Origin of the sequence: Rhizobium sp. NZLR1 (assembly GCF_017357385.1) — a bacterium.
Lineage (GTDB): Bacteria > Pseudomonadota > Alphaproteobacteria > Rhizobiales > Rhizobiaceae > Rhizobium.
In genome coordinates this window covers 39738-66016 of sequence record NZ_CP071636.1, presented here as the reverse complement: position 1 = coordinate 66016, position 26279 = coordinate 39738, and the positions used below count along the sequence as shown (strand labels likewise).

The window sequence follows — 26279 nt, the reverse complement described above, 5'->3', positions numbered from 1 at the left end:
TTCCACAGGATCGCCGTGCGATACAAATCCTTGATTGTTATTCCCTCGTCAGGACTCGTCTCATGAAGACAATGCAGATCTATGCCTTCGACATGAATTGCGTCGGGCATATCAACCATGGCCTGTGGACACATCCGCGGGACCGGTCGGTGGACTATACCGATCTCGATTACTGGACGGAGTTCGCCAGGACCGCCGAACGCGGCAAGCTGGACGGCATCTTCCTCGCCGATATCGTCGGCGTTTATGACGTCTACAAGGGCAGTCCGGCGCCGGTGATCGAGACGGCGGCGCAGGTCCCCGTCAATGACCCGTTGATCCCGATTTCAGCGATGGCCTATGTCACCAAACATCTGGGTTTCGGCGTAACGGTCAACACCACCTACGAGCCGCCTTTTTTGCTGGCGCGGCGCATGTCGACGCTCGATCACCTGACCAAGGGGCGGATCGGCTGGAATATCGTCACCGGATATCTCGACAGCGCTGCCCGCAGCATGGGTTTCGACAAGCTCCCGGAACATGATGCGCGCTACGCCGCCGCCGAGGAATATCTCGAGATCGTCTACAAGCTCTGGGAGGGCAGCTGGGATGACGATGCGGTTCTGCGCGACAAGGCGGGCGGCATCTATGCCGATCCCTCCAAAGTGCGAGCTGTCAGTCACAACGGCAAATATTACCGGATGGAGGGCATCCATCTCTGCGAGCCGTCTCCGCAGCGCACGCCCCTGCTCTTCCAGGCCGGCGCTTCGGCCCGCGGGCAGGATTTTGCCGCACGACACGCCGAATGTGTCTTCATCGCCAGTCCGATTCCCAGGGCTGCGAGATCGACCGTTGATGCGCTGCGGGCGAAGGCAGCGGCGTTCGGCCGCGGCGCCGACGCGTTGAAGATCCTGAACCTGATCAGCGTCGTCGTTGGGCGGACTGAGAAGGAAGCACACGACAAGCTTGAGGATTATCGCCGGCATTCGAGCGTCGAGGCCTCGCTTGCGCATTACTCTGCCTCTATCGGCATCGACTTGTCGAAATATGGATTGGATGAGGTCATCGATCAGAGGTCGACGAACGCCAATCAATCGGCACTTGCTTCAATCACCAAACAGGCGGCAAAGCCGGTGACACCACGTGACATCATCGACCAGATGGTCCTCGGTAGCCGGATGAAGCCGATGGTTGGCTCGCCGCAGCAGGTCGCCGATCACCTCGAGACATGGATCGAGGAAGGCGGCATCGACGGCTTCAACCTGGCACGGACAGTGGCGCCGGAGAGCCTGCGCGATTTCGTTGATCTGGTGGTGCCGGTGCTGCAGGAGCGCGGCGTCTTCAAGGCCGATTATACCGAAGGGCCATTGCGGCAGAAGCTCTTCGGCGGCGGGAACGGCAGGTTGCCCGCCGCTCATCCCGCTGCCGGATACCGGCGCTGATCTATCGATGATCCAGCTTGGCGACCAGCCGGTCGCCGAGCCACTGGATGCCGCAGACGAGGACGATGAGTACTACCACCACCGCGATCATCACATTGGTTTCGAAACGTTGATAGCCATAGCGGATGGCGAGATCGCCGAGGCCGCCGGCGCCGATCGCGCCGGCCATCGCCGAGGCGCCGATCAGCGTTACCAGCGTGACGGTGAAACCGGCGACGATGCCCGGCAGCGCTTCGGGCACCAGCACCTCTCGAATGATCGTCCAGCGATCGCCGCCCATGGCGCGCACGGCATCGATCAGCCCACGGTCGACCTCGCGCAGCGACACTTCGGCGATACGGGCGTAATAGGGCGTCGCGGCGATGGCGAGCGGCACGATGGCTGCCCATGTGCCGAGTGCGGTGCCGACGATCAGCCGCGTCAGCGGGATCAGCGCCACCAGCAGGATGATGAAGGGCACCGAGCGGAAGCCGTTGATGATGCCGCCGAGCACGCGATTGATCCAGAGGTTTTCGGCGATGCCGCCGCGTGCCGTTGCCACCAGCGCAAGGCCGAGCGGCAGGCCGGCGGCGAGTGATATCACGCCCGAGGCGACAGTCATCAGGATCGTCTCCCATAGGGAGCGAACAAGCAGTTCAAGCATGATCGGTGTCATAACCAAGCACCTCCACCCGGGCGGACCGGGCCGTCAGGAATTGTTCGACCTTTCCGGCAAGCGCAGGGTCGCGCATGGGAATGGCGATGAAGAACCGCGCCACCGGCTGGTTCTGAATATGATCGATGCCGCCATGCACGAGCCGGAAGGAATGCGGCAGCGCCGCCGAGAGTTCGGCAAACAGCGCACCCTGCGCTTCAGGTCCGGCGAGATCGACGCTGAGGATTGCGTCGCTGCCTGTTGTTGCCGACAGCCGGCTGGCGATGTGATCCGGAAGCTGCGGACGGATGCCGCCGAGCAGGCTTGCGGTGATATCAGCGTTAGGGTTGGCAAAGACCGACCATACCTGCCCTTCCTCGACGATCCGCCCGGCATCGATGACCGCCACGCGATCGGCAATGCCGCGCACCACTTCCATCTCATGGGTGATCAGCAGAATGGTCAGTTCAAGCTTACGGTTGATGTCCTTCAGCAGCGCCAGGATCGACCGGGTCGTTTCCGGATCGAGCGCCGACGTCGCCTCGTCGGACAGCAGCAGTGCTGGGCGTGCCGCAAGCGCCCGGGCAATACCGACGCGTTGTTTCTGACCGCCGGACAGCGATGAGGGATAGGCTTTCGCCTTGTCGGCAAGACCGACCAAATCGAGCAACTCGTACGCCCGTTTTAAGCGCTCGTTCTTTGCAATGCCCTCGATTTTCAGCGGCAACGCGACGTTTTCCTCGACGGTCTTGGCCGAAAGCAGGTTGAAGTGCTGGAAGATCATGCCGATGCGGCGGCGCAGCGGCTGCAGTTCCTGTTCTGCAAGTCCGGTGATGTCGCGGCCTTCGATCAGGATCTCGCCGCTATCGGCGCGCTCCAGGCCGTTCAGGCAGCGGATCAGCGTCGATTTGCCGGCACCGCTACGGCCGATGATACCGAGGATCTCGCCTTTTCTGACCGTCAGTGAAATACCGTCAAGGGCGGCCGTGGCTCCGAACCGCCGCTTGACGTCGTTAAGCCTCACCACTTCTTCGACCGCCGCTTGCGGCTGTGCCTCGATCACCGTGGTGGAAACAAAGGAATTCATGTGTTTTTCCTTGCAAACACGGAAGGCGGCCCGGGCAAGAACCCCCGGACCGCCTCTCGGCAGGCCTTAACCCCGGCCCAATTTCGGGTCAATAGGCGCTGAGACCCGTTCCCTTGTAGACCTTGTCGAACTCGGCCTTGACGGTATCGTTCTGATAGGAAGAGACAAGCGTCTTGACCCACTCGGCGTCCTTATTCTCGTCTTTGACGGCAATGAAGTTGCGGTAGGGATTATCGGCGATCGGCTCCTGGGCAATGCGCTCGGCCGGCGAAAGACCGCTCTTCAGCGCCCAGTCGGTGTTGACGACCCCGGCGTCCAGATCATCGATCGAACGGCCAACGATGCCGGCATCGAGTTCCTTGATCTCGATCTTCTTCGGGTTGTCGCTGACATCGGCGACCGTTGCCAGAATGCCTGTGCCGTCGTTGAGTTTAATCAACCCTTCGCTCTGGAGAACGCGCAGCGCCCGGCCTTCGTTCGAGGGATCGTTAGGCACGCCGATGACCGCGCCTTCGGGGATCTCGCCGACGGATTTGTACTTCTTGGTGTAGAGGCCGATCGGCCAGACCCCGGTATATCCGACGCGAACGATATGATAACCGTGTTGTTTGATCTGGTTGTCGAGATAGGGCTGGTGCTGGAAGGCGTTGGCGTCAAGTTCGCCACGCTCCAGCGCTTCATTCGGCTGCGTATAGTCGTTGAAGGTGATGGTCTCGATCTTGAGGCCATTCTTGGCAGCCTCGCTCGTGACCACGCGCCAGATGTCTTCCTCTTCGCCGGCCATGATGCCGACCTTGATCGACTTATCCTCGGCAAAGGAGGGAGCGGGCACTGCAAAGGCAAAGAGCGCGGCGGCGGAAACGGCGGCAAGAGTTGCGCGGCGCGAAAGGTGGAGGCCGTGATTTTTATTCTTGGTCATTTTATATCCCGTCTGACTGAATGAGGCCAAGCGCCCCGAGCTGGCCGATCATGGCAAATGCGCCTATCGGGCGCGAAGCACGAATGTCTGATGTGGAGGAAGGGTCGGAAAAACTCTTGCCCTGCCATCGATATCGGCAGGATAAATTTCCATCAAATTTGTGAACCATGACGGCTTCCGAATGGGTCCTAAAAACGAAAACGGCGCCTCAGCGGGCGCCGTTTTAAAGTTCCGACACTCTTCATTCGGCAGCGATAAGAGCGTGACCCCGGCTGGGAAAGAAGGCCGCGAGCTCACCGACAACCTCGGTGATGCGGTTGGAAAGCGGTTCGGATGCGACACGGTAATCGGTGAAGTCGCGGTCGGACGCGTAGACGGCCGTCGGCAGCGTATGCGACATGAAGAAGCCAAAGAGCGGGCGCAACTGATGCTCGACCATCAGTGCATGGCGCTCGCCGCCGCCGGTCGCGGTGATGATGATTGGTTTGGCGCGCAACTCATGCGGGTCGATCAGGTCGATCAGATGCTTGAAGAGGCCGGGATAGCTGCCCTTGTAGGTCGGCGCTCCGATGACCAGCAGATCGGCATTGACGATGTCGTCGATGACTTCCTTTGCGCGAATGTCGAGATCGTCACGGCGCAGCGCCTGGCCAAGCGAGGGGCCGACATCGGTGAGGTCGTAGAGGGTGTTGTCGAAGCCGTATGTCGCACCGGCGAGGCCGGCAATGTTTTCGACAAGCGCTAAGGTCTTCGAGGGGCGGTTGAAGCTACCCGCAAGGCCAACCAGTTTGTAAGCAGACATGCCGTTTCCTTCCAATATCATGCCGAGACCGGCGGTATCATCGGACGAATATTATCTATAAAAATAGTGGATTAAAGGAATGGTGATCCCTCCCGCCCTATGGGAAGAGAAAAATACGTTCATCCCGTGAGTGATCATAGCGTCTGAAATCGCCTGATGCTTCGGGCTCGATACCGTCCGGGGCGATATCGCCTCAGGCAGGTTTCTGCTTGGGAATGCGCGGCAGGAAGACCGTCAGGAGGCCGAGCAGCGGCAGGTAGGAGCAGACGCGGTAGACGAAGTCGATGCCGTGAGTATCGGCGAAACTGCCGAGCAATGCTGCGCCAAGCCCCCCTGCCCCGAATGCAAAGCCGAAAAAGACGCCGGCAATCAGGCCGACGCGCCCAGGCACCAGTTCCTGGGCGAAGACCACGATCGCCGAGAAGGCCGAAGCGAAGATCAGGCCGATGACGACGCTGAGGATGCCGGTCCAGAAAAGGTTCGCATAGGGCAGGAGAAGCGCGAAAGGAATGACGCCGAGGATTGAGAACCAGATGACGAAACGGGCGCCGAAGCGATCGCCGATCGGTCCACCGAGGAACGTGCCGACGGCGACCGAGCCAAGGAACAGAAAGAGCATCAGCTGTGCCTGCTGTATGCTCAGCGCAAACTTGTCGATGACATAAAAGGTGAAATAGCTCGACACGCTCGCCATGTAGACATTCTTTGTTGCCGTCAGCAGGACGAGAATCAGCAGCGCCCAGACAACCCTGTTCTGCGGCAGCGGCAGGGTCCGGCTTGCCGCCGGCTTGCTGGCGTTCTGGCGCCTGTGGCTCATGTACCAGTTGCCGACCCAGCTCAGCACGACCATGCCGACCATGGCGATGGCGGCGAACCAGGAGACGCTGTGCTGGCCGAGCGGCAGCACTATAAAGGCAGCGAGCAGCGGGCCGAGCGCCTGGCCGGCATTACCACCGACCTGGAAGAACGACTGCGCAAAACCGTGGCGACCGCCGGAGGCAAGACGGGCGACGCGCGAGGATTCCGGATGGAAGACCGCCGAACCGAAGCCGATCAGGCTGGCGGCGACGAGCAGCAATGCGAAGCTGCCGGCGTTGCCAAGCAGGATGAGGCCGCAGAAGGTGCTCGCCATGCCGACTGGCAGGGAATAGGGCATCGGCCAGCGGTCGGTGACGACGCCGACCAGTGGCTGCAGCAGTGAAGCGGTGACCTGGAAGGTCATCGTCAGGAGGCCGATTTGAACAAAATCGAGATCGTAGTTCGCCTTGAACAGCGGGTAGAGCGAGGCGAGCAGCGACTGCATTATGTCATTCAGCATATGGCAGAAGCTGACCGCCACCAGGATGGACATCGTTGTTTTTTGGAAACGGGGCGCGGTCTCGGCAACGGTTGCCATGGACATTCCTCCTGAACGGCCCGGTTGGTTGCCGTGCCGCGTCGCTTTTGTTCGATGGATGTCGGGCGATCGGGGCTGGGAGAGATGATCAAGCGACGGTCGATGAAGTGCATTTAGCGTAAGCCAGGGGGTAATCACAGTCCCATTTCATCAGGATCGGTACGGCTTTTGTTCGATTTGCCCTTTTGCAGCCTAAGGCTGCGTCGCTTCACCTCTGACTTGAGGGGCTTTCATACCACAATCGATCGCCATCGCGGCGTATATAGCCTACGATGTAAAAACAACCATGGAAAACTGGGGCGCGAGATACTACAGCTGCGGTGATGGAAAATGCGATTGAGGCTGAAAACACACGATGAATGTCAAGACACCGAATGCGATAGACGGCTATGTCGGAGCGCGCATAAGAATGCGCCGGCAGTTGCTCGGAATGAGCCAGGAACGGCTTGCCGACCAAATCGGCGTGACCTTCCAGCAGGTTCAGAAATACGAGAAGGGCATCAACCGCATCGGCGCGAGCCGTCTGCAGCGCATAGCCGAGGTGCTTCATACGTCGCCGAGCTTCTTCTTTGAACAGGAAAATTCCGAGCCGTTGACGTTGCAAGGGTTGGAACTGCCCGCAAACACCGATCCCGTCGTCGAATTCCTCAGAACGAAAGAGGGATTGGTGCTCAATCGTGCTTTTCTGAAGATTGCCGACCGGAAAATCCGTGAATCAGTCATTGCACTGGTGAAGGCAATGGCGCAGACGGAAAGCCGCAGTGTAACATTGGGCGCCTCCGCAGCGGATATCAGCCTTCCGCTTGGAGAATAGTCAGGCATATTCGCATGAAACTCCGGCTCGAGTCATTTGGTGAGTTGCGGTTGATCGACCCGGCCGGGAAACCAGCGGCTTTTCCGGAAAAGGGCCTATTGGCGATTTGTTATTTGCTGGACCGTGATCTGCGCGAAGGGGCTGGGAGCGAATTTCCGCGCTCGGCGCTGGCGCGGTTCTTGTGGGACAGCCATGACAATTCTGACATCATGGCCAACCTGCGCAAGACCATATCGCGTGTCCAGGCGCGTCAGACCCAGCTCGGTACCGAACTTCTGATCTTCACGGCGACCGGTGTGCGGGTCAGGCCGGACGCATTTGCTGGTGATCTCTCCGAACTCGTCAATCACGACAGCGACGACGCCCTTGGCAAGCTGCGGCGACTGGTTACTATCCTTCGCCAGGATTTCCTGGCGGGGCTCGCCGACCAAAGCGTCGGTACGCGGCAATGGATCGCCGGCCAGCGCGACAGGCATATGGCAATCTTGGTGGATGCGCTGAAGACGGCGCTGCCGGCGGCCCGGTCGCGAGAGGATGTGAGCCTGATCAAGGAGGCGGCGCTTAGGATTTTTCGCGAGGCCCCGGATGACGAGAACATTCGTCGTATCCTTCTCGATGCCTACGAGTCCGAAGGACAGTTGGAGAAAGCGCGCCGCCTTTTCGAGACCAGCAAACATCAGCTGGAAAGCAAATTCGATATCGGCCTTGATGTCCAGGCGCTGGCAGAGGTCCGCAAAATCTTTGCAGGTGGTCAACCTGCGCAGAGCGTTGCGATGCCGCTCAGCGACGGCGACGTTCGAGTTCCTGGTCCCCTGCCCCGTCTGGTGCTGCTGCCGCCGGGCGAGACCGATGTGGGTGCCTTGCCGATGCTCTCCGAAGCGCTGATCGAGGACGTGACCATCGGCCTTTGCGCGCTGAACACGGTTTCGGTGGTGGCGCCCCACACGGCCGCTCGGATTGCACGCAATGCCGACAGAACTGAGCTGATCCTGCGTCATTCGATTACTTATGTTCTCGACACGAGGCTGACCGATCGTGCGGGCAATCGTGCGCTCTTTGTCCAGCTGATCCATGCCGGCAGCGATGAAGTCATCTGGGCCGAACGTTTCAGCCTCGAGAAGTACGAATTGATAAGTCACCGGCGCGACATCGCCCGGCAGATCGCTCGAGAGCTTGCCGGGCAGGTCCGCCGGCATGAAACCATGCGCGATTCCTTCGAGGGCAACTCGGCTGCCTATCACAGCTACCTTCTCGGTCTCCGGGATATCAAGCGGCTCGCCCTCCCCGATGTTCGCCGCTCCCGAAAGGCTTTCCGCGAGGCGCTTCAGCACAGCGCACATTTCGCCCCTGCGCTCAGCGGATTGTCGCGCACCTTTCTCGTCGAATGGTTGCTGACGGCACGCGGCGACAGCGAGTTGCTCGGACTTGCGGAGGACTATGCGAACCGGGCAATCGTCGCTGATCCGTCGCTTGCAGCGGGCTTTCGTGAGCTCGGCGTTGCCAAACTTTATCTCGGGGATCTTGACGAAAGCGTCGTGGCGTTGAAGCTCGCGGAAGAGCTGAGCCCGCACTATGCCGACGGCATTGCAAGTTATGCCGATACGCTCGTCCACGCGTCGCGCCCTGCCGATGCATTGGCCAAGATCGAGCGGGCCATCTCCCTCAACCCGCTGACCCCGACCGACTATCTATGGACGGCGGCGGGCGCGAATTTCGCCCTCGGCCACTATGCCGAGGCGCTGGAGCAAATCTCGGCAATGGACGACCGCACCCCGGCGGACCGGCTTTCGGCTGCCTGCTGGGCGATGCTCGGCGATATGAAAAACGCGCGTATCTATATGCGCAAAGTGCGGGAGATCTATCCGGATTTCGATGTCGACAAATGGCTTTCCGTCGTTCCTTTCAAAGAGCAATGGCAGAAGGAACAGTATCGCGTGGCTCTACGCAAGGCCGGCTTCTGAGGCCTGACGCCGGAAAGCGGTGCCGAAAAATCCTGTCACGCCCGTGTCACGCGCCTCTTTCGTTCAAGGGGATTAAGCTGCCTTTGCTTTGTCGGCAGGCGCTGGCAAGGCAAGCCGGAGAATTCTCAAATGCATGATGCAACCGAAGCAATGATGGCGCCGAAAAGTGACGACGAACTCAAGGAGCTGGTATCGCTCGCCAGGCTCGTTGCCTATGCCCGAGAGAACGCCAGAGACCTGAATGCCGAATTTTCCGCCTATTGCCTGGACCTTGCGCTCGGCGCCCTCATGCAGGATCTCGACAGAAGCGGCGTGTCCCTTTCCCACGAAAGCGGCCAGGATGGCGGCGGCCTGCTCGGTACGCGGCACTAAATGCCCTTCCCCTGCCACATGCCTCGCCTTGCTTCGGGGAGCCGCACGTATCGATAATTCGATTCTCAGTTTTTCTGATCGGCTATGATGCCGATGTGGCCATTATTCTTGCGACTCGGTCTGCAACGACGCGATTTGCTGCACCGGTAGCGCCACCGGCCGCATGTCCAAGCCTCTGAAAAAGATTGGACAACCCAGCGATAGGGTCTTGTTAACCCTATTTGCCTTGCCACTCTGCTAGAATCGGGACTAAATGCGCTTTCTAGGCTCGCAGGGCTTTTAAATCGCATTTCCGAGATTTCCATGAATATGGCACCGCAGATAGAAAAAGCAATTTCCGATGTCGACCAGCTGATTATTGGTCAGGCGCAGGAGCTATCCGACAAGCTAAAGCAGCATCGGCTCGAAATGTTTCCGCCGCGCGCGCTGAAGGGGTTGCGCGAGTTTCAGCTTGCTGAAACGGCGCGCTTCCTCGGCGTCACCAGCGGCTACCTTCGCAATCTGTCGCTGGAGGGCAAGGGCCCTCTTCCCCAGGTCACGCCGTCCGGCCGTCGCTCTTATACGGCGGCGCAGATGGAAGAGATGCGCAGCTTCCTCGAACACAATACGCGTGCCGGAACCCATTACCTAAGTCATCGTCGAGGCAACGAACATCTGCAGGTCGTAGCGGTCGTCAACTTCAAGGGCGGCAGTGGAAAGACGACGAGTGCCGCGCATCTTGCCCAGCATCTTGCCCTGACTGGTCATCGGGTGCTTGCCGTCGACCTCGATCCGCAGGCGTCTCTCTCCGCCATTCATGGTTTTCAGCCTGAGTTCGATGTTAACGAAAACGAGACGCTCTACGCCGCCATTCGCTATGACGATCAGCGGCGACCGCTGAGGGAGATCATCCGGCCGACGAATTTTCCGAACCTTCATCTGGTGCCGGGCAATCTCGAATTGATGGAATTCGAGCATGATACGCCGCGGGTGCTTGCACAGGGCAAGGCCGGCGACTATGGACGCGTCTTCTTTGCACGGCTTGACGAGGCGCTGTCCTCGGTCGCCGACGATTACGATGTCGTCATCATCGACTGCCCTCCGCAGCTCGGCTTTTTGACGATGAGCGCGATTTGCGGCGCAACAGCGGTTCTGATCACCGTCCATCCTCAGATGCTCGACGTCATGTCGATGTGCCAGTTTCTGCAGATGCTCGGCGAGGTGCTGAACACGCTGAAGGGCGCTGGGGGCAACATGAATCTCGATTGGCTGCGTTATCTTGTTACCCGCTATGACCCGCAGGACGGGCCGCAGACGCAGATGGTCGCCTTCATGCGTTCGATGTTCAAGAACCATGTGTTGACCAATCCGATGTTGCGCAGTGTCGCGATCTCCGATGCGGCGATGACCAACCAGACGCTTTATGAGGTGGAGCGGAGCCAGTTTACCCGCGCGACCTACGACCGCGCCATGGAGGCGATGGATGCCGTCAATAATGAGATCGTCGATCTCGTTCACAAGGCCTGGGGGCGGAAATGACCGAGAAGTTTACTGCGGTAAACCGGGGCGGGGAGCTGGCTGATGGCGCGTAAAAACTTACTCTCGGGCCTGATGGACGATTCCAAGAAGTTTACTGCGGTAAACAATGAAGATGAGCCGCCCCACAGGGACGAGAAACAGCATATCGCCTATAAGGGGATCGGCGCTCTTGGTGCGGTGACGCGCAGCATCGATGCGCTAGCTGCCAAGGCGGATGCGGCCAAAGCCATCGAGGAGAAGCTGGCGACCGGCGAGACGGTGATTGATCTCGACCCTGCCCTGATCGAAGATTCGTTCGTCATGGACCGGCTGGCGCATACCGACGAACAGTTTCGCGAATTGGTCGAGGCTATCCGCCAGCGGGGTCAGGATTCACCGATCCTCGTTCGCCCGCATCCGGAAAAGGACGGCCGGTATCAGATCGCCTTCGGCCACCGTCGCGCCCGGGCCGCCAAAGAGCTGGGTAGACCTGTCCGCGCCGTCGTCAAAAAGCTTGACGATCGCGATCATGTCATCGCGCAGGGCCAGGAGAATTCGGCGCGCGCCGATCTTTCGTTCATCGAGAGGACGATGTTCGCCGACAAGCTCGACACGTTGGGTTTCGATAGGGATACAATCATGTCGGCGCTCAGCGCCGAAAAAACGACGGTTTCTAAGATGCTGTCTGTCACCAAACGGATCCCAGCCGAAGTCTTGACCGCAATCGGTGCGGCAAAGACCATCGGCCGTGACCGCTGGCACGATCTGTCGGTAAAATTCGAGACCGATAACATCTCTGCTCGGGCGATAGAGTTCAGCACGTCGGCAGAATTCGAGACGGCGGAGCCGGATGCCCGCTTCGATATGCTGGTTGCCTTCATCAGCAGAAGGCAACAGCCGATTTCATCCATAGCGGCGCTTCAGCCTGCAGCTCGCGCTTGGCAGCGCAAGGACGGCGCGGTCAAGGCGAAGATCAGGGATGACGGGAAGCAGTTCACCATCGCGCTGAAGGCGGAGAAGGCGTCAGCCTTTGGAGCCTATATCGCCAGCAATCTGGATCGTCTTTACGAGGCGTTCGAGAAGACACAGGATTTGACGAAAAACGGAGATCAATAAGCAAAAGAAAAGGCCCCCGAACGTTGCCGCCGCGGAAGCCCTCTCTGATCTAGACACCCAGAGAATCACATTTCCGCGAATCATAGTCAAGAGTCTTTGGCACCGAATTTGGTGAGCCGTGATCTTTTGCCTTGAAGAAGGCGAAGAAAATGGAAAGCGGAAGTGTGACGACGCCCTTCGGGCGGCGGTCGATGACGCTTGGCATGTTAGCAAGCCAGGCGGCTGCTCGAAAAATCGAGCCCGGCCAATCAATTGATAAGTGGAAACTCTATCGCGCGCTATGCGAGGCCAGGCCGTTGCTCGGCATCACCGACCGGGCGCTCGCCATTCTGAACGCCTTGCTGAGCTTTTATCCCAAGGGAGAGCTCTCCGAAGACAACGGGCTCGTCGTGTTTCCTTCCAATGCACAGCTCTCGCTGCGCGCGCATGGAATGGCGGAACAGACGATCCGTCGGCATCTGGCGACCTTGATCGAGGCCGGGCTGTTGATCCGCAAGGATAGCCCAAACGGTAAGCGTTACGCCCGCAAGGAGCAGGGTGGAGAACTGCGCGAAGCATTCGGCTTTTCGCTGGCGCCGCTGCTCGTGCGTGCTGAGGAGATCGAGCGGCTGGCGGCGGAGGTGGTGGCGGAGCGATTGCACCTGCAGCGGCTGAGAGAACGTCTGACGCTTTGCCGGCGCGACGTCGCCAAGCTGATCGAGATGGCCTTGGAGGAGGGTGCTGCTGGCGATTGGAGCGCTATTCATCTCCATTTTCGCAATGTCGTCGAGCAGCTGCCACGGTCGCCGTCCGCCGAACAAATCGCCGCTACGCTCGACGAGATGGAGATGCTGCGCGAAGAGATCGTCAATCAGTTGGAAATGCAGGTTAAAACCCATAATCAAAGCGGCAATGCCCAACAGACTGAGCGGCACATACAGAATTCAAATCCACAATCCATTACTGAACTTGAACCAGCTTTCGAAACGAAGCAGGGCGAGACGGCGGATGACCGATCGGAAGGTCGGGTCGGGCCGACAGAACAAATACAGAAGGTTGAGCGGAAAAGCGAACCTGTCTCGGGCGCAAACGCCGCCTCCTCGGCCAACGCTGCGCTCAAATCCTTCCCGCTGGGACTGGTGCTGCAGGCCTGTCCGGAAATCACAGCATACGGACCCCAGGGCGCGATTGGCACGTGGCGCGATCTGATGGCCGCGGCCGTGGTCGTCCGGTCAATGCTCGGCGTCAGTCCGTCGGCCTATGAGCAGGCCTGCGAGATCATGGGAGCTGAAAACGCTGCCACCGTCATGGCCTGCGTCCTCGAAAGGGCAGGGCATATCACCTCCGCCGGCGGTTATCTGCGCGATCTGACACGCCGCGCCGAAAAGGGGGAATTTGCCATCGGACCGATGTTGATGGCGCTCGCCCGTATCAATTCGCCGGTGAGAGGAAAAGCGGGATGAAATTCGCTCTTCCTTTGTGTGGTGACTATTATGGTTAATGAAATGTGACGGAAATGAAGGGCGAGATAACTTCTTATTGGACGCTTCTAGGTTTGTGATCAAAGAGTTACGGGATGCTCGGTTCTTCGGAACCAGGGAAATGAATGAGTCCGATGATCAACCACGCCGGTCCACAGAGAGTACGGTTTCGCGCAGTTGACGCGAAATGCTTTTTGACGATACGGCAATCGATAGCGCAAATGGCGGGAACCGCCGGTGGTAGGGAAGAGAGCTGGGGAACATGGGTTTGAAGAGGGCGGTGGATTTTTTCCTGGCTTTGATTGCTTCGATCATCCTGCTCGTTCCGATCCTTATCATCGCTCTTGGTGTTCGCCTCACCTCGCCGGGACCAATCCTCTATTGGTCAAAACGTGTCGGCCGCTTCAATCAGATCTTCCTGATGCCGAAGTTCCGCAGCATGCGCGTCGACACACCAACGGTTGCCACGCATCTGCTCGAAAATCCGGATCGGTTTTTGACACCCATCGGCTCTTTTTTGCGCAAATCCAGCCTCGACGAACTGCCGCAACTCTGGTGCATTCTCAAGGGTGAAATGAGTTTCGTCGGACCCAGGCCGGCGCTCTACAATCAGGATGATCTGATCGAATTGCGGACGGCGCACGGCGTCGACAAGTTACTGCCCGGATTGACGGGTTGGGCACAGATCAACGGCCGCGACGAGTTGCCGATTCCGGAGAAGGTGAAATTCGACGTCGAATATCTCGAGCGACGTTCATTCGGCTTCGATATGCGCGTCCTGTTTATGACCGCAGGGAAGGTTATCCGCCGAAAGGGAATACGGCATTAAACCACCTACTTCTGATAGATGAACGGTGCGGAAGACTGTGCTTTCCGATTATTTCAGTTGCGCTCGTTGCAGAAAATGACAAGAAGGTGCTTGTCCGATTGATCCACGAGACGCTGGTTAGCAATGCCTGACAATACGCCCACTGAGACGTCGCGCTCGGCATGGTTCCTAACGCCGATGCAAGCGCTCGTCACTCCTCTGCTGGCGATGCCGCGGGTTGCCAAACGCGCTCTGGCTTTGCTGGTGGATTCCAGCTTTTGCGTTCTGACGATCTGGCTGGCCTATTGCTTCCGCCTGAACGAGTGGACGGTTTTGACCGGCGTACAGTGGCTGCCGGTCTTAGTTTCCTTGTGCATGGCACTGCCGATCTTCATCGTCATGGGCATGTATCGGGCGATCTTCCGCTATGCGAATTTGGCCGCTTTCATCGCCGTGCTGAAGGCCATTGCGATCTACGGCCTCGCCTTCATGACGATATTTACGGCGCTCAGCGTGCCTGGCGTTCCGAGAACCGTCGGTATTCTTCAGCCTTTCCTGCTGCTAATCGCGATCGGCCTGTCGAGGCTGGGTATTCGTTATTGGCTTGGGGACGCCTACCAGCGTATCCTCAACAAGAATACGGTCGCGAAGGTGCTGATTTACGGAGCGGGGAATGCCGGGCGGCAATTGGCCGCCGCCTTAAGCAACAATGCCGAGCTCAATGTCGTCGGCTATCTCGATGACGATCCGCGCCTCAAGGGCGGCATCATGGGCGGATTGCCGATCTACGATCCTTCCGATCTTCCGATGCTCGCCGAAGCTCTTGGCGTGCACAATGTGCTTCTTGCTCTTCCCTCCGCGTCACGGCAGCGTCGCAACGAAATCCTGGAGCATATTCGCAAAGCCAGGGTAAATGTCCGCACGTTGCCGGATCTCACGGCGCTGGCTCAAGGACGTGTCGCCGTCTCGGATATCCGTGAGCTGGAGATCGAAGATCTTCTGGGGAGGGAAGCGGTCGCACCGCGCCAAGAGTTGCTCGACAAGGCAATGCGCAACAAGGTGGTGATGGTCACCGGCGCTGGTGGCTCGATCGGCGGCGAGTTATGCCGTCAGATTCTCCGCAACGGACCGTCCAGCCTGATCCTCATCGATCAGAACGAATTCGCGCTATATAATATTCATGCCGAATTGCAGAAGCTGGCCGAGCTCTTCGAACATAAAAATCTGCAGATCGTTCCAATCCTCTGTTCCGTCCGCGATCAGGATCGCATGGAGCATATCATCCAGAGCTGGCGACCTCAGACGCTCTATCATGCCGCGGCTTACAAGCATGTGCCCCTTGTCGAACATAATGCCGTGGAAGGCATCAAGAATAACGTCCTGGGTACGCTGGCCACGGCACGCGCAGCGCGTAAATGCGGCGTGGCTAATTTCGTGCTGATCAGTACGGACAAGGCCGTGCGCCCGACAAATGTAATGGGCGCCAGCAAGAGGCTGGCGGAGATGGTTCTGCAGGCGCTCTCAGCAGAATCGATGGCCGACAGAATGCGAACAAATTTTTGCATGGTCCGCTTCGGAAACGTCCTTGGCTCCTCTGGATCCGTCGTGCCGCTTTTCAGGCAGCAGATCAAGGAAGGCGGACCTGTTACGCTGACACATCCTGATATAACCCGCTATTTCATGACCATCTCGGAAGCCTCGCAGCTCGTCATCCAGGCAGGCGCCATGGGTGAGGGTGGCGATGTTTTCCTCCTCGATATGGGCGAGCCCGTTCGGATTGCCGATCTCGCCCGCAAGATGGTGGAGTTGTCCGGGTTGACCGTTCGCGACGAGATCAATCCCGAAGGGGATATCGAGCTTTCCGTTACCGGCCTCAGGCCCGGCGAGAAGCTCTATGAAGAACTTCTGATCGGGGATAATCCGGAAAGAACCCAGCATCCCCGGATTATGAAGGCGCGTGAGGATTTCCTGTCCTGGCCGGAGCTTTTGAAAAAGCTCAACTCGCTCAATGCGGCATTGGATCGGAATGATATGATCGCTGCCCGAGCGACATTGGCTGAGCTTGTTTCCGGCTATTCGTCAACGGGCGAGGTCTCGGATCTCGCTTTCACCGGCGCCGAAACCAATACGGCCGCCTTAGCCGTCAATCATCCTGCTCTAAATTAAATAGAGCGGGATCTCGTCGGAAAACCGGTCACACTTTTCGGCATCATACTCTAGGTGCCAGACGTCAGTTGCGAACGACGGGCGCAAAGCCTGTGCTGCCGCGATCCACGCAAATAAGAGCGACCAGATAGGCGAAGATCGGATCCAAGGCCTTCTGATTGAACATGATGCCAAAGCTGCCTGTTATGACGTAGCTGCTGACGAGCAGCAGAGCGAGCGCAATGGCCAGATCCCGGCCCGGCCCAGCTTCCTTTCTCCACGCGCCAATCACGGGCGTCGCGAGCATCAGCGAAAGCGCTGCGATGCCGAAAATACCGGCGTCGATTCCCGCCGTGAGAAAACCGTTGTGAACATGCGAATAGGTCAGCTGCGGCCTTAAGCTGTCGGGCAGCTCCGCCAACACCGAAGCCATCCGATTTTGCGGGCCATAGCCGGTCAGCGGGTCCTTACTGATTGCTGATACTGCCCCTTTATAAAGAGCGAACCGTGCACTGAGCGACGTGACCTCGCCGTCGCTGCGGTCGAGCGATGCCATATTCTCCTGCAGCGCCTCGATGCGATGGAGGATTTGGCCACTGCCCAAAGCGATAAGTCCCGCAAACAGCACAGAGCCGGTGATGGCGAGACTGCGCAAGCTCAGATGGAAACTGTGTTTGCGGAAATACCAGAGAAAAATGACGATATGAACGGGAATGACGAGCCAGGCCGAGCGCGTTCCCGAAAGCAGTACGCAGCCTAGACCGGCGGCATACCCCAAGATCGCAATTCTTTGCTCCACGCTTTTCGGGGATTGAACGTTAAGAAGCGCTATGCCGCCGAAAAGAACGCCTATGATGCCCAGCAGTGCAGCATTCGATGTCCCAGCCTCCGCCCTCTCCATCAGAAACATGATCTGCAGCAGACTGAAGAGAAAGGTAACGATCATGCCGATACCTGCGCTGAGAATAAACAGCGGCACGAGGCGGCCATCGGGAGACTGGCGCATTCGCGGCAATAACAGCCAGACCGAAAAGAAAGGCAGCAGCCGGAATATCCAGTCCAGTTCTTCGGAGTAAGGTGGATTGATGAATATGCTCGCGATCATCACCAGCGGGTAGATCGACATGCCAATGGCAACCAGCCGGTCGGATTTCGACAGGTTCAAGGCCAGGCTGCCCGTCGCCAGACAGCAGAGGCCCCACACCATTGATGCGAGAAGGATGAACAAGTTAAAGTTCGGCGAAAGTCCGGGAAGGATTGCAAAGAAAAAGACCGCAATGCGGTTGTTCCGATCACGTGCGCTTCCCGCCCCATTTTCTGGATAGAGCACTGCTATCTTCAGTTGTCTGAGGTATTTCACTTGCCGATCCTGACCATGCTGATGCCGTTTCGCTAAGGATCGTGATCACGCCTGTCAAGCGGGGCGATTAGATGCAATCTAAGGCTTTAAGCCTCGTGGTATTCCAGCAACAGCATCTGTGGACGAACGTGGGCGTACGAAATGACGGGATGCGACATAAGGTCGACTTCAGCAGTAGACACGTGAGGTGCAGGTTCGGTTCGAAGTTTGATCGTCGACCGGTATTTTTCGCAAATGGGATCGCCGAGGGCGACGTCACGCCCGGGCGGGCTGCGAAGCATTAACGCAGATGACGCGACAGGTCGCTTCGAGCAGATGACGCGACAGGTCGCTTCGAAACGACCCAGCTGACGGGACTTCGCCGCCGATCGTGCAAGGGTGCCGAAAGTCAGCGGTCTTCGGGCGACATCCTATTCTAGCATCATGTCCGACGGGCAAAAGATGTGGCTGGTGGGCGACCGGGCGCTCCGGATCTTCCATCCCGCGAGCCGCTTCATTGAACGTCTCCGCTATCGCCAATATCGACGTGTCATACTTTCGGTCGATGATCGACCGAAGAGGTAGCCGAGGCCGAAGGCCAGAATGCCGGTGCCGAGCAATAATGCGCTTGCGGTGTGCGGGTGATCCCTAACGCCGGAGGCGACGGCGTAGACCTCTCGTGTCACCCCATTGGCCGCCGACCTCGCAACTTTGGTCAATCCCTCCGGTTGCTCGGCGGGTATTCCGGTGAATCCGGCGTTCAAGTTTTGTTTGTCGGCCATGTCGGCACCTTCCTAAGATTGGCTATAGGCTGAAGTTCAACTCTGCTCACGCGTGCCGGGGGAGGCTTCGCGCTGATCGGCATCTTCGAGATCGGTTCTGACGAGGAATGTATCGGTATGTTGGCGCGAGGCCTCTCGCAGTGCCGCGAGATTTGGAGGATTGTTGATTTCGCCCGGTGCGTCGAGTTCATGCTCAGCCAAGGTCCAGTGATGCCGGTGCTGGCCTTCTGGCCTACCGTCCTTTTCCCAGAACGAATATGCCCTTTTGCGGATCTCCTCTTCGCGGCTGGCTGCCGGCGACCCGCCGGTCTGCCTACCGATGTCGTTTACGGCTCGCCGAGCCGTCTTCTTTCCGCGGCTGTCCGCGGCGGATGGAAATTCCGGCCGGCCGTCGGCCGGGGCTTCGCTTGTCTTGCGTCGTGCCGGGTTTTTCATGAGCGTCTCCTTGAGTATCTCAACCAGCTCGCCCGATCTAAGTTCCAAACAATGGGTACCTTGGTACGGAGGTCCGGCATCCTGCACGGCTGCCGGCCATCCTCCGGATGGACGTCATGCCGTCCCGCATGGCAACACGAGTTGGCAAGGTGAGATAATTGATATACTAGTATGCCAAAATCTCTCCGTTTTGGTATCGTTATGCGGCAGGCATCAGAAATTGAAGTTTTGGTCGCCCCGCCGCAGATTGTCGGCAGGCTGCGGCGGATCACCACCGCCGGCGCCATTTATGAGCGCCTGCATGCCAATATCGTGTCGCTGCGGATGCCGCCTGGCATGTTGCTGCAGGAAAAGCGCATCGCCGACGATTTCGGCGTCAGCCGCACGCCGGTGCGTGAGGCGCTACTCAGGCTTTCCGAAGGCGGGCTGGTCGACATTTACCCACAGTCGGGCACCGTCGTGTCGCGCGTGCCGGTTTCTGCGATTCCCGAGGCGGTCGTCGTGCGCAAGGCGCTCGAAGGCACGACCGTCGAGACTGCTGCTCTCCTCGCCACCGCTGCCGACATTGGCCGTCTCGATGCCATCATCGCCCGGCAGCGGTCGCATGCCGCAACAGGCAATGCCTCGAGTTTCCATGAGGAAGACGAGACCTTTCACGAGGCGATCGCACAGACAGCGGGTTATCCCGGAATCTGGGCGATCCTGAAAACGGTCAAGGTGCAGATCGACCGGGCTCGGCGGCTGACGCTGCCGGTGCTCGGGCGGATGGACACTGTGGTGCACGAACATATGATCATTCGCGATGCGCTCGCCGCCCATGATGCGACGGCTGCACGGCACGCGATGATCCATCACCTGAGCGCCGTCATTCCCGACGTCGACGAGCTGCGCTCGCGTTACCCCGATTATTTCTGCTGATGGCAGACTAAGACACGAAATGAAAAGGCAAGGGAAGGAACAAGGATGCGGCAGGGTTGGAGATGGTTCGGGCCGGAAGCGCCGGTGACGCTGGATGATGTCCGCCAGACGGGTGCGACCAACATCGTCTCTTCGCTCCATCAGGTGCCGATTGGCAGAGCGTGGACGGAAAAGGAAGTGCGCGAGCGCCAGTCTCTGATCGAGACCACGCCTGGCGACCGTTCGCCGCTCGCCTGGTCGGTGGTCGAGAGCATTCCGATTCCCGACGCCGTCAAGCGCAAGGGCGGGGAGGCGACGGCCGAAATCGAGGCGTGGATCGCCAGCCTCGAAGCGGTCGCCGCCTGTGGCATTCCGATCGTCTGCTACAATTTCATGCCGGTGGTCGACTGGACCCGCACCGAGCTCGATTTCGTGACGCCGACGGGCGCCACCGCCATGCGGTTCGATCACGAACGTTTCGCAGCCTTCGATCTCTTCATTCTCGAACGGCCGGATGCGGCGCAGCACTATTCCGGCGATGACCGCGAACGGGCGCGTATCGTCTTCGAAGCCATGTCGGAGGACGAGATCGCCGACATCACCCGCATCATCACCTCGGCTCTGCCGGGTTCGACCACCGAGCCTCTGACCATTCCGGCATTCCGGGAAAAGCTGGTCGCCTATAGCGGTATCGATGCCGCACGGCTGCGCCGGCATCTGATCGAATTCCTGGAGGCGGTGACGCCGGCGGCCGAGGCGCGCGGCGTCAAGCTGACGCTGCACCCCGATGATCCGCCGCGTTCGCTGTTCGGCCTGCCGCGCATCGCCTCGACGGCCGATGACTATGCCGCGCTCTTTGATGCGGTGCCGTCGCCAGCCAACGGCATGTGTTATTGCACCGGCAGCCTCGGCGTGCGCGCCGAAAACGACCTGCCTGCGATCGCCCGGCGTTTCGCGTCGCGCATTCACTTTGCCCATCTGCGCGCCACGAGCCGCGAAGGCGACGGCCGGACCTTCCATGAAAGCGCCCATTTGGAAGGCGACGTCGACATGGTCGCCGTGCTCAGGGAACTGGTTGCGGAAGATCGGCGCCGCAGCGCGCAGGACACGATCGTCTTTCGCTCAGACCATGGTCACCGCATGCTCGACGATCTCGACAAGATCGTCACACCTGGCTACCCCGCCATCGGCCGCATGCGCGGCCTTGCAGAACTTCGCGGCATCCTGCATGCGCTCGGCGCGCCGCCGAACTGAGGGCGTTCCGCGGTTTGCAGTGCTGCGCCTTTCAGCAGAAATCATCGCGCTCTGAAGCTTGAGCAACGCTTCAGAGCGCGCAACCCTTCAAAAAAAGATCGGAGCACATCTTCGCCCGAGCCTCAATCGCCTCGATTTTCGGCGGTGGTTCCTGGCGCAGCATTGCGGCGCGCTGCGGCTCCATGATCATCATGCCGCGCAGCATGCCGCAGGCGGCGTGCGGCTCGTCAAGCGCAATCAGGCCGCGGTCGATCTGCTTACGCAGCCAGTCCTCCATCAGCGTATTGGTCCTGACGATGGCTTTCTCATAGAAGGTATTGGCGATCTCGGGAAAACGGTCGGACTCGCTGATGACGAGCCGGGTGACGGTGATCGTATCCAGCGAGAGCGTCAGCATGCCATAGGCCATCAGCATGCGTTCAAGTCCCTGTCTGAGATCGGCCACGGCGAGGGTGCCCGGGTCAAGCGACATGAGAAAGCGCCCCGTGCGCTCCGTGACCATCTCGGAAAAGAGGTCTGCCTTCGTCGGAAACAGGCGATAGAGCGTCTTGGTCGAAACCCCCGCCTCTTGTGCGATCGCAGCGATGCTTGCGGCCGCATAGCCGCTCTCGTGGAACTGCCTGTTGGCCGCCTCGATGATGACGCTTCTCGTATCGTCGTCACAACGCACTTGCGGCCGGCCTCGCGACCTCTTCTCGATTTCGTGATTTTGGACCATCACAATTTTCCAAATTATCGTTGACATCCGTTTTCTAATACATATTTTGGAAAACATCAAGTTTCCAAAACCTATGCCACCGGAATTCAAAGGCCGCGGCCTATAGCGACAGCGACCACTCCCAGGAGAGAGACATGTCCATCAAAACGCTGCAGGCCCTTAACAACAACGCACCTGTGCCAGAAACCACTGCGGAAGCCGCACCCGCAACCCTTGATGCCGGCAATTCGCCGCGCATCGTCGAACCTGCCCTCGTTTCGGAGCCTCCCGTTCGCAAACGCGGCGGTCGCGGATTGTTGCTCGGTGCAACGGCGCTCGTGCTGATTGCCGCTGCCGGCTATTACGGCCACAACTACTGGACCATCGGCCGTTTCGAAGTCTCGACCGACGATGCCTATGTGAAGGCTGACAATACCACCGTCGCCCCGAAAGTGTCGGGCTATATCGCAGAAGTGCTGGTCAGCGATAACCAGATGGTCGAGGCCGGCCAGCCGCTTGCCCGCATCGACGATCGCGATTTCCGCGCCGCCCTCGATCAGGCCGAGGCCGATGTCGCTGCGGCTGAGGCGGTGCTCGACGCCAAACAGGCGTCGCTTGATATTCAGCGCTCTACGATTGCCGCCGCCCGCGCCACGGTCGAAGTCGACAAGGCCAATGAGACCTTTGCCGAACAAAACAACAAGCGCTATGCCAATCTCGCGACCAACGGTTATGCTCCGGTCCAGACGGCGCAGCAGGCGGCCTCTGCCATCGCTGCAGCCCAGGCAACCAACGTTCGCGACAACGCCACGCTCGATGCCGCCGTCAAGCAGGTCGATCTCCTGAATGCCGAACTCGCCCAGGCGAGGGCGACGATTGCCCATGACCGGGCAATCCAGCATCAGGCTGAGCTGAACCTCTCCTATGCAACCATTGCCGCACCTGTCGACGGCACCGTCGGCAACCGCACACTGCGTGTTGGCCAGTATGTCCAGGCCGGCACCCAGCTGATGTCGGTCGTGCCGACGAGCGAGGTCTATGTGATTGCCAACTATAAGGAGACGCAGCTCACCGATGTTCGGGCTGGCCAGCCGGTCAATATCGAGGTCGATACCTTTCCAGGCCGCATCTATCACGGCCACGTCGACAGCCTTGCTCCGGCAAGCGGCCAGGAATTTGCCCTGCTGCCTCCCGACAATGCAACGGGAAATTTCACCAAGGTCGTTCAGCGCATTCCGGTCAAGATCGTGCTTGATGACGAAGCCGCCGATGGCGACCTGCGTCCGGGCATGTCGGTTCAACCGAGCATCGACACCATCGCCGATGCCGACCGCAAATAGGCGCCGGGATCAGGAGATCGTGTCATGTCCACCATCGCAGCAACAGCCGTCGCCACATCGCAGCCCCGGGCCAGCACCCGGGAATGGATCGCCGTTCTCGCCGGGATGATCGGCGCTTTCATGGCGATCCTCAACATCCAGATCACCAACGCCTCCCTCCTCGATATCGAGGGCGGTATCGGAACGGGCGTCGACAACGGTGCCTGGATCTCAACCTCATATCTGATCGGCGAAATCGTCGTCATTCCGCTGACGGCCTATTTCAGCAGCGTCTTTTCATTCCGCCGCTATATCCTCGTTAATTCTATCCTGTTTCCGCTGTTTTCGATCGCCTGCGCCTTCGCCCATGATCTCGGGACGATGATCCTGCTGCGCGGCCTGCAGGGTTTTGCCGGTGGTGTGCTGATCCCGATGGCCTTCACCATGGTGCTGACCAAGCTGCCAAAACCGCAGCAGCCGCTCGGCCTTGCGATCTTTGCGCTCTCGGTCACCTTCGCGCCGGCGATCGGTCCGACCATCGGCGGTTACCTCACCGAAAACTATGGCTGGCAGACCATCTTCTTCATCAACGCCATCCCGAGCGCCATCATGGCCGTAGCGCTCGCTCTGACGCTCGACAAGCAGCCGATGCAGCTCCGCCTGCTCAGGGAAGGCGACTGGGCGGGAATTTTCACCATGGCGATCGGTTTGTCAGCGCTGCAGACGGTTCTCGAGGAAGGCAACAAGGAGGACTGGTTTTCCTCGCCCTTCATCGTCAAGCTCAGCATCCTCGCCTTCGTCTTTCTCGCCGGCTTCATCTGGATCGAGCTCACCGTGAAGAAGCCGCTGGTCAAGCTCAGCCTGCTGACGCAGCGAAATTTCGGCATCGGTGTTGCCGTCAACGTGCTGGTTGGCGTCGCCCTCTTCGGCACCGTCTATATCCTGCCGCAATATCTCGGCCAGGTTCAGCACTACAATGCCGAGCAGATCGGCATGGTGCTGGCTTGGACCGGTTTGCCGCAACTGCTGCTGATCCCGCTTGTTCCGATGATGATGAAGCGCTTCGATGCGCGTTACATCGGCTTCCTCGGCATCTCGATCTTCGCGATCAGCTGCTTCATGAACATCACGCTTTCGGCAAATACCGCCGGCGACCAGTTCTGGATCCCGAACATCGTCCGCGCCATCGGCCAGGCGCTGGTGCTGACGCCGATCACCGCCATTACTACCGCCGGCATCGCAGCCACCGACGCGGCCGCTGCTTCGGGCCTGACCAACATGCTGCGCAATCTCGGGGGCGCCGTCGGCACGGCAACGCTCGGCACGGTGCTGACCAAACGCGAGCAGTTCCACTCGAATATCATCGGCCAGTCGGTCACGCTCTCCCGTGATGAAGTACGCGACCGGCTTGCGCAAACGACCGGCTATTTCATGCAGCACGGCATTTCCGACCCAGCTATCGCCGGGCAGAAGGCCGTTGTCGTTCTCGGGCAGATCGTCAGGCGTCAGGCGCTCATCCTGGGCTTCGCCGATACTTTCGCTGTCATCGGCGTGGTTCTTGCAATTGCTGCCGTCGCCCTGCTGCTCACCCAAAAGCCGCGGGCTGGCGGTGGCGCGGGCGCTCACTGACAACGCCCCTGCGACGGCTGTAAAAGCCTCCTTCGTGCGCGCCCGTCGGGCGCGCGGCTTTCTATTGTAAAATCTCGACGGTAAAGGCGAAGCGAGCGACCGCGCCCGGTGCCAGGATAGTCGTGTAGGGCCGCTTCGAAAGCTCGCTCGAACGTCCAGCCTCCGCGGCCGTTCCGTGCCAGGGCTCGATGCAGAGGAAGGGAGCGCCCGGTTTGGTCCACAGGGCAAGATTGGGCAGATTTTCGAACCGGAATTGCATGGTCGGCCCATTTTCGGCGCCATAAGTTAAGCCTTCGCCTGCCCCTTGCGGAAAGATCATCGCATCCTGGTCGAACATGGCGTGATCGAGCACCAACCGACCGGTATCGAACGGCGAGGGCAGCGTCGCAGGATTGATGAGGCCACCCTGCAGCCGCACAAGCGGCGGCTCGCCCTTATTGTCGAGCGTAACGACATGGGCGTGCCCGGCGGCACCCGGCAGCGGCCAGGCAAAGGCCGAATGGAATCCGAGCCCGAACGGCATCGCCTTCTGATCGCGGTTGGTGACTTCTGCCGCCACCGTCAGCGCGCGGCCCTCAACCGCATGCTCCACCGCCAGCTGAAAATCGAATGGATAAGCCGCCCGGGTGGCCGCCGAGGCGACCAGTTCGTATCGGCACATCGTCGCGGTGGATGCCGCAAGCGCGAATTCGCTGCGGCGGGCAAAACCATGCTGGGCCATCGGATAGATCGTGCCGTCGATTGCTATCTTGTCCTCCGGCGCCTTGCCGACGATCGGAAAAAGGATCGGCGACCGCCCGGTCCAGAAGGCTGGGTCGCCCGTCCACAGCCATGAGCGTCCGTTTCTGGTGGTGAGCGCCTGCATCTCGGCGCCGAGGGAGGAGACGTCGACGGTGAGATGCTGGTTTCCAATCCGGATCGAGCTTGGCATCACAATTCCCTTTCGCCATGGTTCGGCATCAAGCCATATCTTTCTGGGCCGCTGATTTCCACTCAATAGGTAAGGGAGCCGCTCCCACCGTCGCTACGTGTTATTTTGGCACGGCGCCCAATCTGGCGATCACTTCGTTCGGGATGCCATAACGCTGAATGGCGTCGCGGTTGTTCCGCAGCCCGCAGATCTCACGCTGGATGAAGAAGGCCCAGACGGCGTCGGACGCTGCATTAAGAAATCTCTCGCGTTCCTCGCCACTCTTGCGGTCGGCGGTCCAGGCCTTCAGCGCGGCAAGTGCTGCCTCCACCTTCAGCCCGTGGCGCCCGAGCGTATCGGCGCGTTCCGACGTCAGCTCGAATTCGAGGACGTTGAAGCCGTTTGTATTCTGCTGCGATTGTCTGAGGGACTGCGGCGGGCGGACGCTCATTGGCACGGCTTCTCCTTGGCGCGAGCCACGATACTATCCAATCCCGTTCTAAATTAAAGCAGCGAGCACGATGTCGTCCGAAAACCGCTCACGGGTTTCGGCATCCTCAGGAGATCGAGAGGGGTGGAAACGGG

General features: G+C 59.5%; 24 protein-coding genes. 13 read left to right on the top strand and 11 right to left on the bottom strand.

What is annotated here, in order from left to right; translation table 11 throughout:
- Positions 1 to 62 precede the first annotated feature (62 nt).
- The gene (locus J3O30_RS30875) at positions 63 to 1421 is read left to right on the top strand and encodes an LLM class flavin-dependent oxidoreductase (protein WP_207585854.1); all 1359 of its coding nucleotides are present in this window, start codon (positions 63 to 65) and stop codon (positions 1419 to 1421) included.
- Between the two features lies 1 nt (position 1422).
- On the opposite strand, the gene J3O30_RS30870 is transcribed toward J3O30_RS30875, so the two are convergent.
- The 5 genes from J3O30_RS30870 to J3O30_RS30850 all read right to left on the bottom strand — a co-directional run bounded on the left by J3O30_RS30870 (position 1423) and on the right by J3O30_RS30850 (position 6259).
- Positions 1423 to 2076 carry a methionine ABC transporter permease gene (locus J3O30_RS30870; RefSeq protein WP_207585853.1) on the bottom strand — a complete coding sequence of 218 codons (654 nt, stop codon included), beginning with the start codon at positions 2074 to 2076 and terminating at the stop codon, positions 1423 to 1425.
- On the bottom strand, positions 2057 to 3142 hold the full coding sequence (locus J3O30_RS30865; RefSeq protein WP_207585852.1) for a methionine ABC transporter ATP-binding protein: 1086 nt from the start codon (positions 3140 to 3142) through the stop codon (positions 2057 to 2059). Before J3O30_RS30865 ends, J3O30_RS30870 begins: the two co-directional genes overlap by 20 nt.
- An 88-nt stretch (positions 3143 to 3230) precedes the next feature.
- Positions 3231 to 4061 (bottom strand): MetQ/NlpA family lipoprotein, encoded by an 831-nt coding sequence (locus J3O30_RS30860; protein ID WP_207585851.1) that lies wholly within the window; start codon positions 4059 to 4061, stop codon positions 3231 to 3233.
- Between the two features lie 241 nt (positions 4062 to 4302).
- The gene (msuE, locus tag J3O30_RS30855; RefSeq protein WP_207585850.1) at positions 4303 to 4863 is read right to left on the bottom strand and encodes an FMN reductase; all 561 of its coding nucleotides are present in this window, start codon (positions 4861 to 4863) and stop codon (positions 4303 to 4305) included.
- 193 nt (positions 4864 to 5056) lie between these two features.
- Positions 5057 to 6259, bottom strand: a complete 1203-nt coding sequence (locus J3O30_RS30850; protein ID WP_207585849.1) for an MFS transporter — start codon at positions 6257 to 6259, stop codon at positions 5057 to 5059.
- Between the two features lie 355 nt (positions 6260 to 6614).
- On the opposite strand from J3O30_RS30850, the gene J3O30_RS30845 reads away from it, so the two are divergent.
- The 8 genes from J3O30_RS30845 (at position 6615) to J3O30_RS30810 (ending at position 16453) form a co-directional block, all read left to right on the top strand.
- A complete protein-coding gene (locus J3O30_RS30845) occupies positions 6615 to 7073 on the top strand; it encodes a helix-turn-helix transcriptional regulator (protein ID WP_207585848.1) in 459 nt (152 codons plus the stop codon).
- A 14-nt stretch (positions 7074 to 7087) separates the two neighbouring features.
- Positions 7088 to 9034 (top strand): SARP family transcriptional regulator, encoded by a 1947-nt coding sequence (locus J3O30_RS30840; protein ID WP_207585847.1) that lies wholly within the window; start codon positions 7088 to 7090, stop codon positions 9032 to 9034.
- Positions 9035 to 9163: 129 nt separating this feature from the next.
- Positions 9164 to 9406 carry a hypothetical protein gene (locus J3O30_RS30835; protein ID WP_207585846.1) on the top strand — a complete coding sequence of 81 codons (243 nt, stop codon included), beginning with the start codon at positions 9164 to 9166 and terminating at the stop codon, positions 9404 to 9406.
- Positions 9407 to 9709: 303 nt separating this feature from the next.
- Positions 9710 to 10924 (top strand): plasmid partitioning protein RepA, encoded by a 1215-nt coding sequence (repA, locus tag J3O30_RS30830; protein WP_207585845.1) that lies wholly within the window; start codon positions 9710 to 9712, stop codon positions 10922 to 10924.
- 42 nt (positions 10925 to 10966) lie between these two features.
- Complete coding sequence (gene repB, locus J3O30_RS30825; protein ID WP_207585844.1) at positions 10967 to 12019, top strand: plasmid partitioning protein RepB; 1053 nt, start codon at positions 10967 to 10969, stop codon at positions 12017 to 12019.
- 149 nt (positions 12020 to 12168) lie between these two features.
- Positions 12169 to 13461 (top strand): plasmid replication protein RepC, encoded by a 1293-nt coding sequence (gene repC / locus J3O30_RS30820; RefSeq protein ID WP_207585843.1) that lies wholly within the window; start codon positions 12169 to 12171, stop codon positions 13459 to 13461.
- 280 nt (positions 13462 to 13741) lie between these two features.
- Entirely contained in the window at positions 13742 to 14308 is a 567-nt protein-coding gene (locus J3O30_RS30815; protein ID WP_207585842.1) for a sugar transferase, read from the top strand.
- A gap of 123 nt (positions 14309 to 14431) precedes the next feature.
- Positions 14432 to 16453 (top strand): nucleoside-diphosphate sugar epimerase/dehydratase, encoded by a 2022-nt coding sequence (locus J3O30_RS30810; protein ID WP_207585841.1) that lies wholly within the window; start codon positions 14432 to 14434, stop codon positions 16451 to 16453.
- Between the two features lie 64 nt (positions 16454 to 16517).
- On the opposite strand, the gene J3O30_RS30805 is transcribed toward J3O30_RS30810, so the two are convergent.
- The 3 genes from J3O30_RS30805 to J3O30_RS30795 form a co-directional block, all read right to left on the bottom strand.
- On the bottom strand, positions 16518 to 17792 hold the full coding sequence (locus J3O30_RS30805; RefSeq protein WP_207585840.1) for an O-antigen ligase family protein: 1275 nt from the start codon (positions 17790 to 17792) through the stop codon (positions 16518 to 16520).
- A gap of 509 nt (positions 17793 to 18301) precedes the next feature.
- Positions 18302 to 18553: a hypothetical protein gene (locus tag J3O30_RS30800; RefSeq protein WP_207585839.1), complete on the bottom strand. Its 252-nt coding sequence runs from the start codon at positions 18551 to 18553 to the stop codon at positions 18302 to 18304.
- A gap of 36 nt (positions 18554 to 18589) precedes the next feature.
- Positions 18590 to 18988, bottom strand: coding sequence for a DUF2934 domain-containing protein (locus tag J3O30_RS30795; protein ID WP_207585922.1), 399 nt, complete (start codon positions 18986 to 18988; stop codon positions 18590 to 18592).
- A 201-nt stretch (positions 18989 to 19189) separates the two neighbouring features.
- Here J3O30_RS30795 and J3O30_RS30790 point away from each other — a divergent pair, with 201 nt between their 5' ends.
- Together J3O30_RS30790 and uxuA are read left to right on the top strand one after the other, a co-directional pair.
- Positions 19190 to 19906 (top strand): GntR family transcriptional regulator, encoded by a 717-nt coding sequence (locus J3O30_RS30790; RefSeq protein ID WP_207585838.1) that lies wholly within the window; start codon positions 19190 to 19192, stop codon positions 19904 to 19906.
- A 45-nt stretch (positions 19907 to 19951) separates the two neighbouring features.
- The gene (gene uxuA / locus J3O30_RS30785) at positions 19952 to 21139 is read left to right on the top strand and encodes a mannonate dehydratase (protein WP_207585837.1); all 1188 of its coding nucleotides are present in this window, start codon (positions 19952 to 19954) and stop codon (positions 21137 to 21139) included.
- A gap of 70 nt (positions 21140 to 21209) precedes the next feature.
- On the opposite strand, the gene J3O30_RS30780 is transcribed toward uxuA, so the two are convergent.
- Positions 21210 to 21857 (bottom strand): TetR/AcrR family transcriptional regulator, encoded by a 648-nt coding sequence (locus J3O30_RS30780; protein WP_207585836.1) that lies wholly within the window; start codon positions 21855 to 21857, stop codon positions 21210 to 21212.
- 134 nt (positions 21858 to 21991) lie between these two features.
- Between J3O30_RS30780 and J3O30_RS30775 the strand changes: the two genes are divergently transcribed.
- Together J3O30_RS30775 and J3O30_RS30770 are read left to right on the top strand one after the other, a co-directional pair.
- Entirely contained in the window at positions 21992 to 23176 is a 1185-nt protein-coding gene (locus tag J3O30_RS30775; protein ID WP_207585835.1) for an HlyD family secretion protein, read from the top strand.
- 24 nt (positions 23177 to 23200) lie between these two features.
- Positions 23201 to 24784: a DHA2 family efflux MFS transporter permease subunit gene (locus J3O30_RS30770; protein ID WP_207585834.1), complete on the top strand. Its 1584-nt coding sequence runs from the start codon at positions 23201 to 23203 to the stop codon at positions 24782 to 24784.
- Between the two features lie 61 nt (positions 24785 to 24845).
- On the opposite strand, the gene J3O30_RS30765 is transcribed toward J3O30_RS30770, so the two are convergent.
- Together J3O30_RS30765 and J3O30_RS30760 are read right to left on the bottom strand one after the other, a co-directional pair.
- Positions 24846 to 25715 carry an aldose 1-epimerase family protein gene (locus J3O30_RS30765; protein WP_207585833.1) on the bottom strand — a complete coding sequence of 290 codons (870 nt, stop codon included), beginning with the start codon at positions 25713 to 25715 and terminating at the stop codon, positions 24846 to 24848.
- A gap of 100 nt (positions 25716 to 25815) precedes the next feature.
- Positions 25816 to 26145, bottom strand: a complete 330-nt coding sequence (locus tag J3O30_RS30760) for a DUF6665 family protein (protein ID WP_207585832.1) — start codon at positions 26143 to 26145, stop codon at positions 25816 to 25818.
- Between the last annotated feature and the right edge of the window lie 134 nt (positions 26146 to 26279).

Coding starts and splice junctions, on each gene's coding strand:
- J3O30_RS30875 (WP_207585854.1), top strand. CDS start 63: ATGAAGACAATGCAGATCTATGCCTTCGACATGAATTGCGTCGGGCAT.
- J3O30_RS30870 (WP_207585853.1), bottom strand. CDS start 2,076: ATGACACCGATCATGCTTGAACTGCTTGTTCGCTCCCTATGGGAGACG.
- J3O30_RS30865 (WP_207585852.1), bottom strand. CDS start 3,142: ATGAATTCCTTTGTTTCCACCACGGTGATCGAGGCACAGCCGCAAGCG.
- J3O30_RS30860 (WP_207585851.1), bottom strand. CDS start 4,061: ATGACCAAGAATAAAAATCACGGCCTCCACCTTTCGCGCCGCGCAACT.
- msuE (WP_207585850.1), bottom strand. CDS start 4,863: ATGTCTGCTTACAAACTGGTTGGCCTTGCGGGTAGCTTCAACCGCCCC.
- J3O30_RS30850 (WP_207585849.1), bottom strand. CDS start 6,259: ATGGCAACCGTTGCCGAGACCGCGCCCCGTTTCCAAAAAACAACGATG.
- J3O30_RS30845 (WP_207585848.1), top strand. CDS start 6,615: ATGAATGTCAAGACACCGAATGCGATAGACGGCTATGTCGGAGCGCGC.
- J3O30_RS30840 (WP_207585847.1), top strand. CDS start 7,088: ATGAAACTCCGGCTCGAGTCATTTGGTGAGTTGCGGTTGATCGACCCG.
- J3O30_RS30835 (WP_207585846.1), top strand. CDS start 9,164: ATGCATGATGCAACCGAAGCAATGATGGCGCCGAAAAGTGACGACGAA.
- repA (WP_207585845.1), top strand. CDS start 9,710: ATGAATATGGCACCGCAGATAGAAAAAGCAATTTCCGATGTCGACCAG.
- repB (WP_207585844.1), top strand. CDS start 10,967: ATGGCGCGTAAAAACTTACTCTCGGGCCTGATGGACGATTCCAAGAAG.
- repC (WP_207585843.1), top strand. CDS start 12,169: ATGGAAAGCGGAAGTGTGACGACGCCCTTCGGGCGGCGGTCGATGACG.
- J3O30_RS30815 (WP_207585842.1), top strand. CDS start 13,742: ATGGGTTTGAAGAGGGCGGTGGATTTTTTCCTGGCTTTGATTGCTTCG.
- J3O30_RS30810 (WP_207585841.1), top strand. CDS start 14,432: ATGCCTGACAATACGCCCACTGAGACGTCGCGCTCGGCATGGTTCCTA.
- J3O30_RS30800 (WP_207585839.1), bottom strand. CDS start 18,553: ATGGCCGACAAACAAAACTTGAACGCCGGATTCACCGGAATACCCGCC.
- J3O30_RS30795 (WP_207585922.1), bottom strand. CDS start 18,988: ATGAAAAACCCGGCACGACGCAAGACAAGCGAAGCCCCGGCCGACGGC.
- J3O30_RS30790 (WP_207585838.1), top strand. CDS start 19,190: ATGCGGCAGGCATCAGAAATTGAAGTTTTGGTCGCCCCGCCGCAGATT.
- uxuA (WP_207585837.1), top strand. CDS start 19,952: ATGCGGCAGGGTTGGAGATGGTTCGGGCCGGAAGCGCCGGTGACGCTG.
- J3O30_RS30780 (WP_207585836.1), bottom strand. CDS start 21,857: ATGGTCCAAAATCACGAAATCGAGAAGAGGTCGCGAGGCCGGCCGCAA.
- J3O30_RS30775 (WP_207585835.1), top strand. CDS start 21,992: ATGTCCATCAAAACGCTGCAGGCCCTTAACAACAACGCACCTGTGCCA.
- J3O30_RS30770 (WP_207585834.1), top strand. CDS start 23,201: ATGTCCACCATCGCAGCAACAGCCGTCGCCACATCGCAGCCCCGGGCC.
- J3O30_RS30765 (WP_207585833.1), bottom strand. CDS start 25,715: ATGCCAAGCTCGATCCGGATTGGAAACCAGCATCTCACCGTCGACGTC.
- J3O30_RS30760 (WP_207585832.1), bottom strand. CDS start 26,145: ATGAGCGTCCGCCCGCCGCAGTCCCTCAGACAATCGCAGCAGAATACA.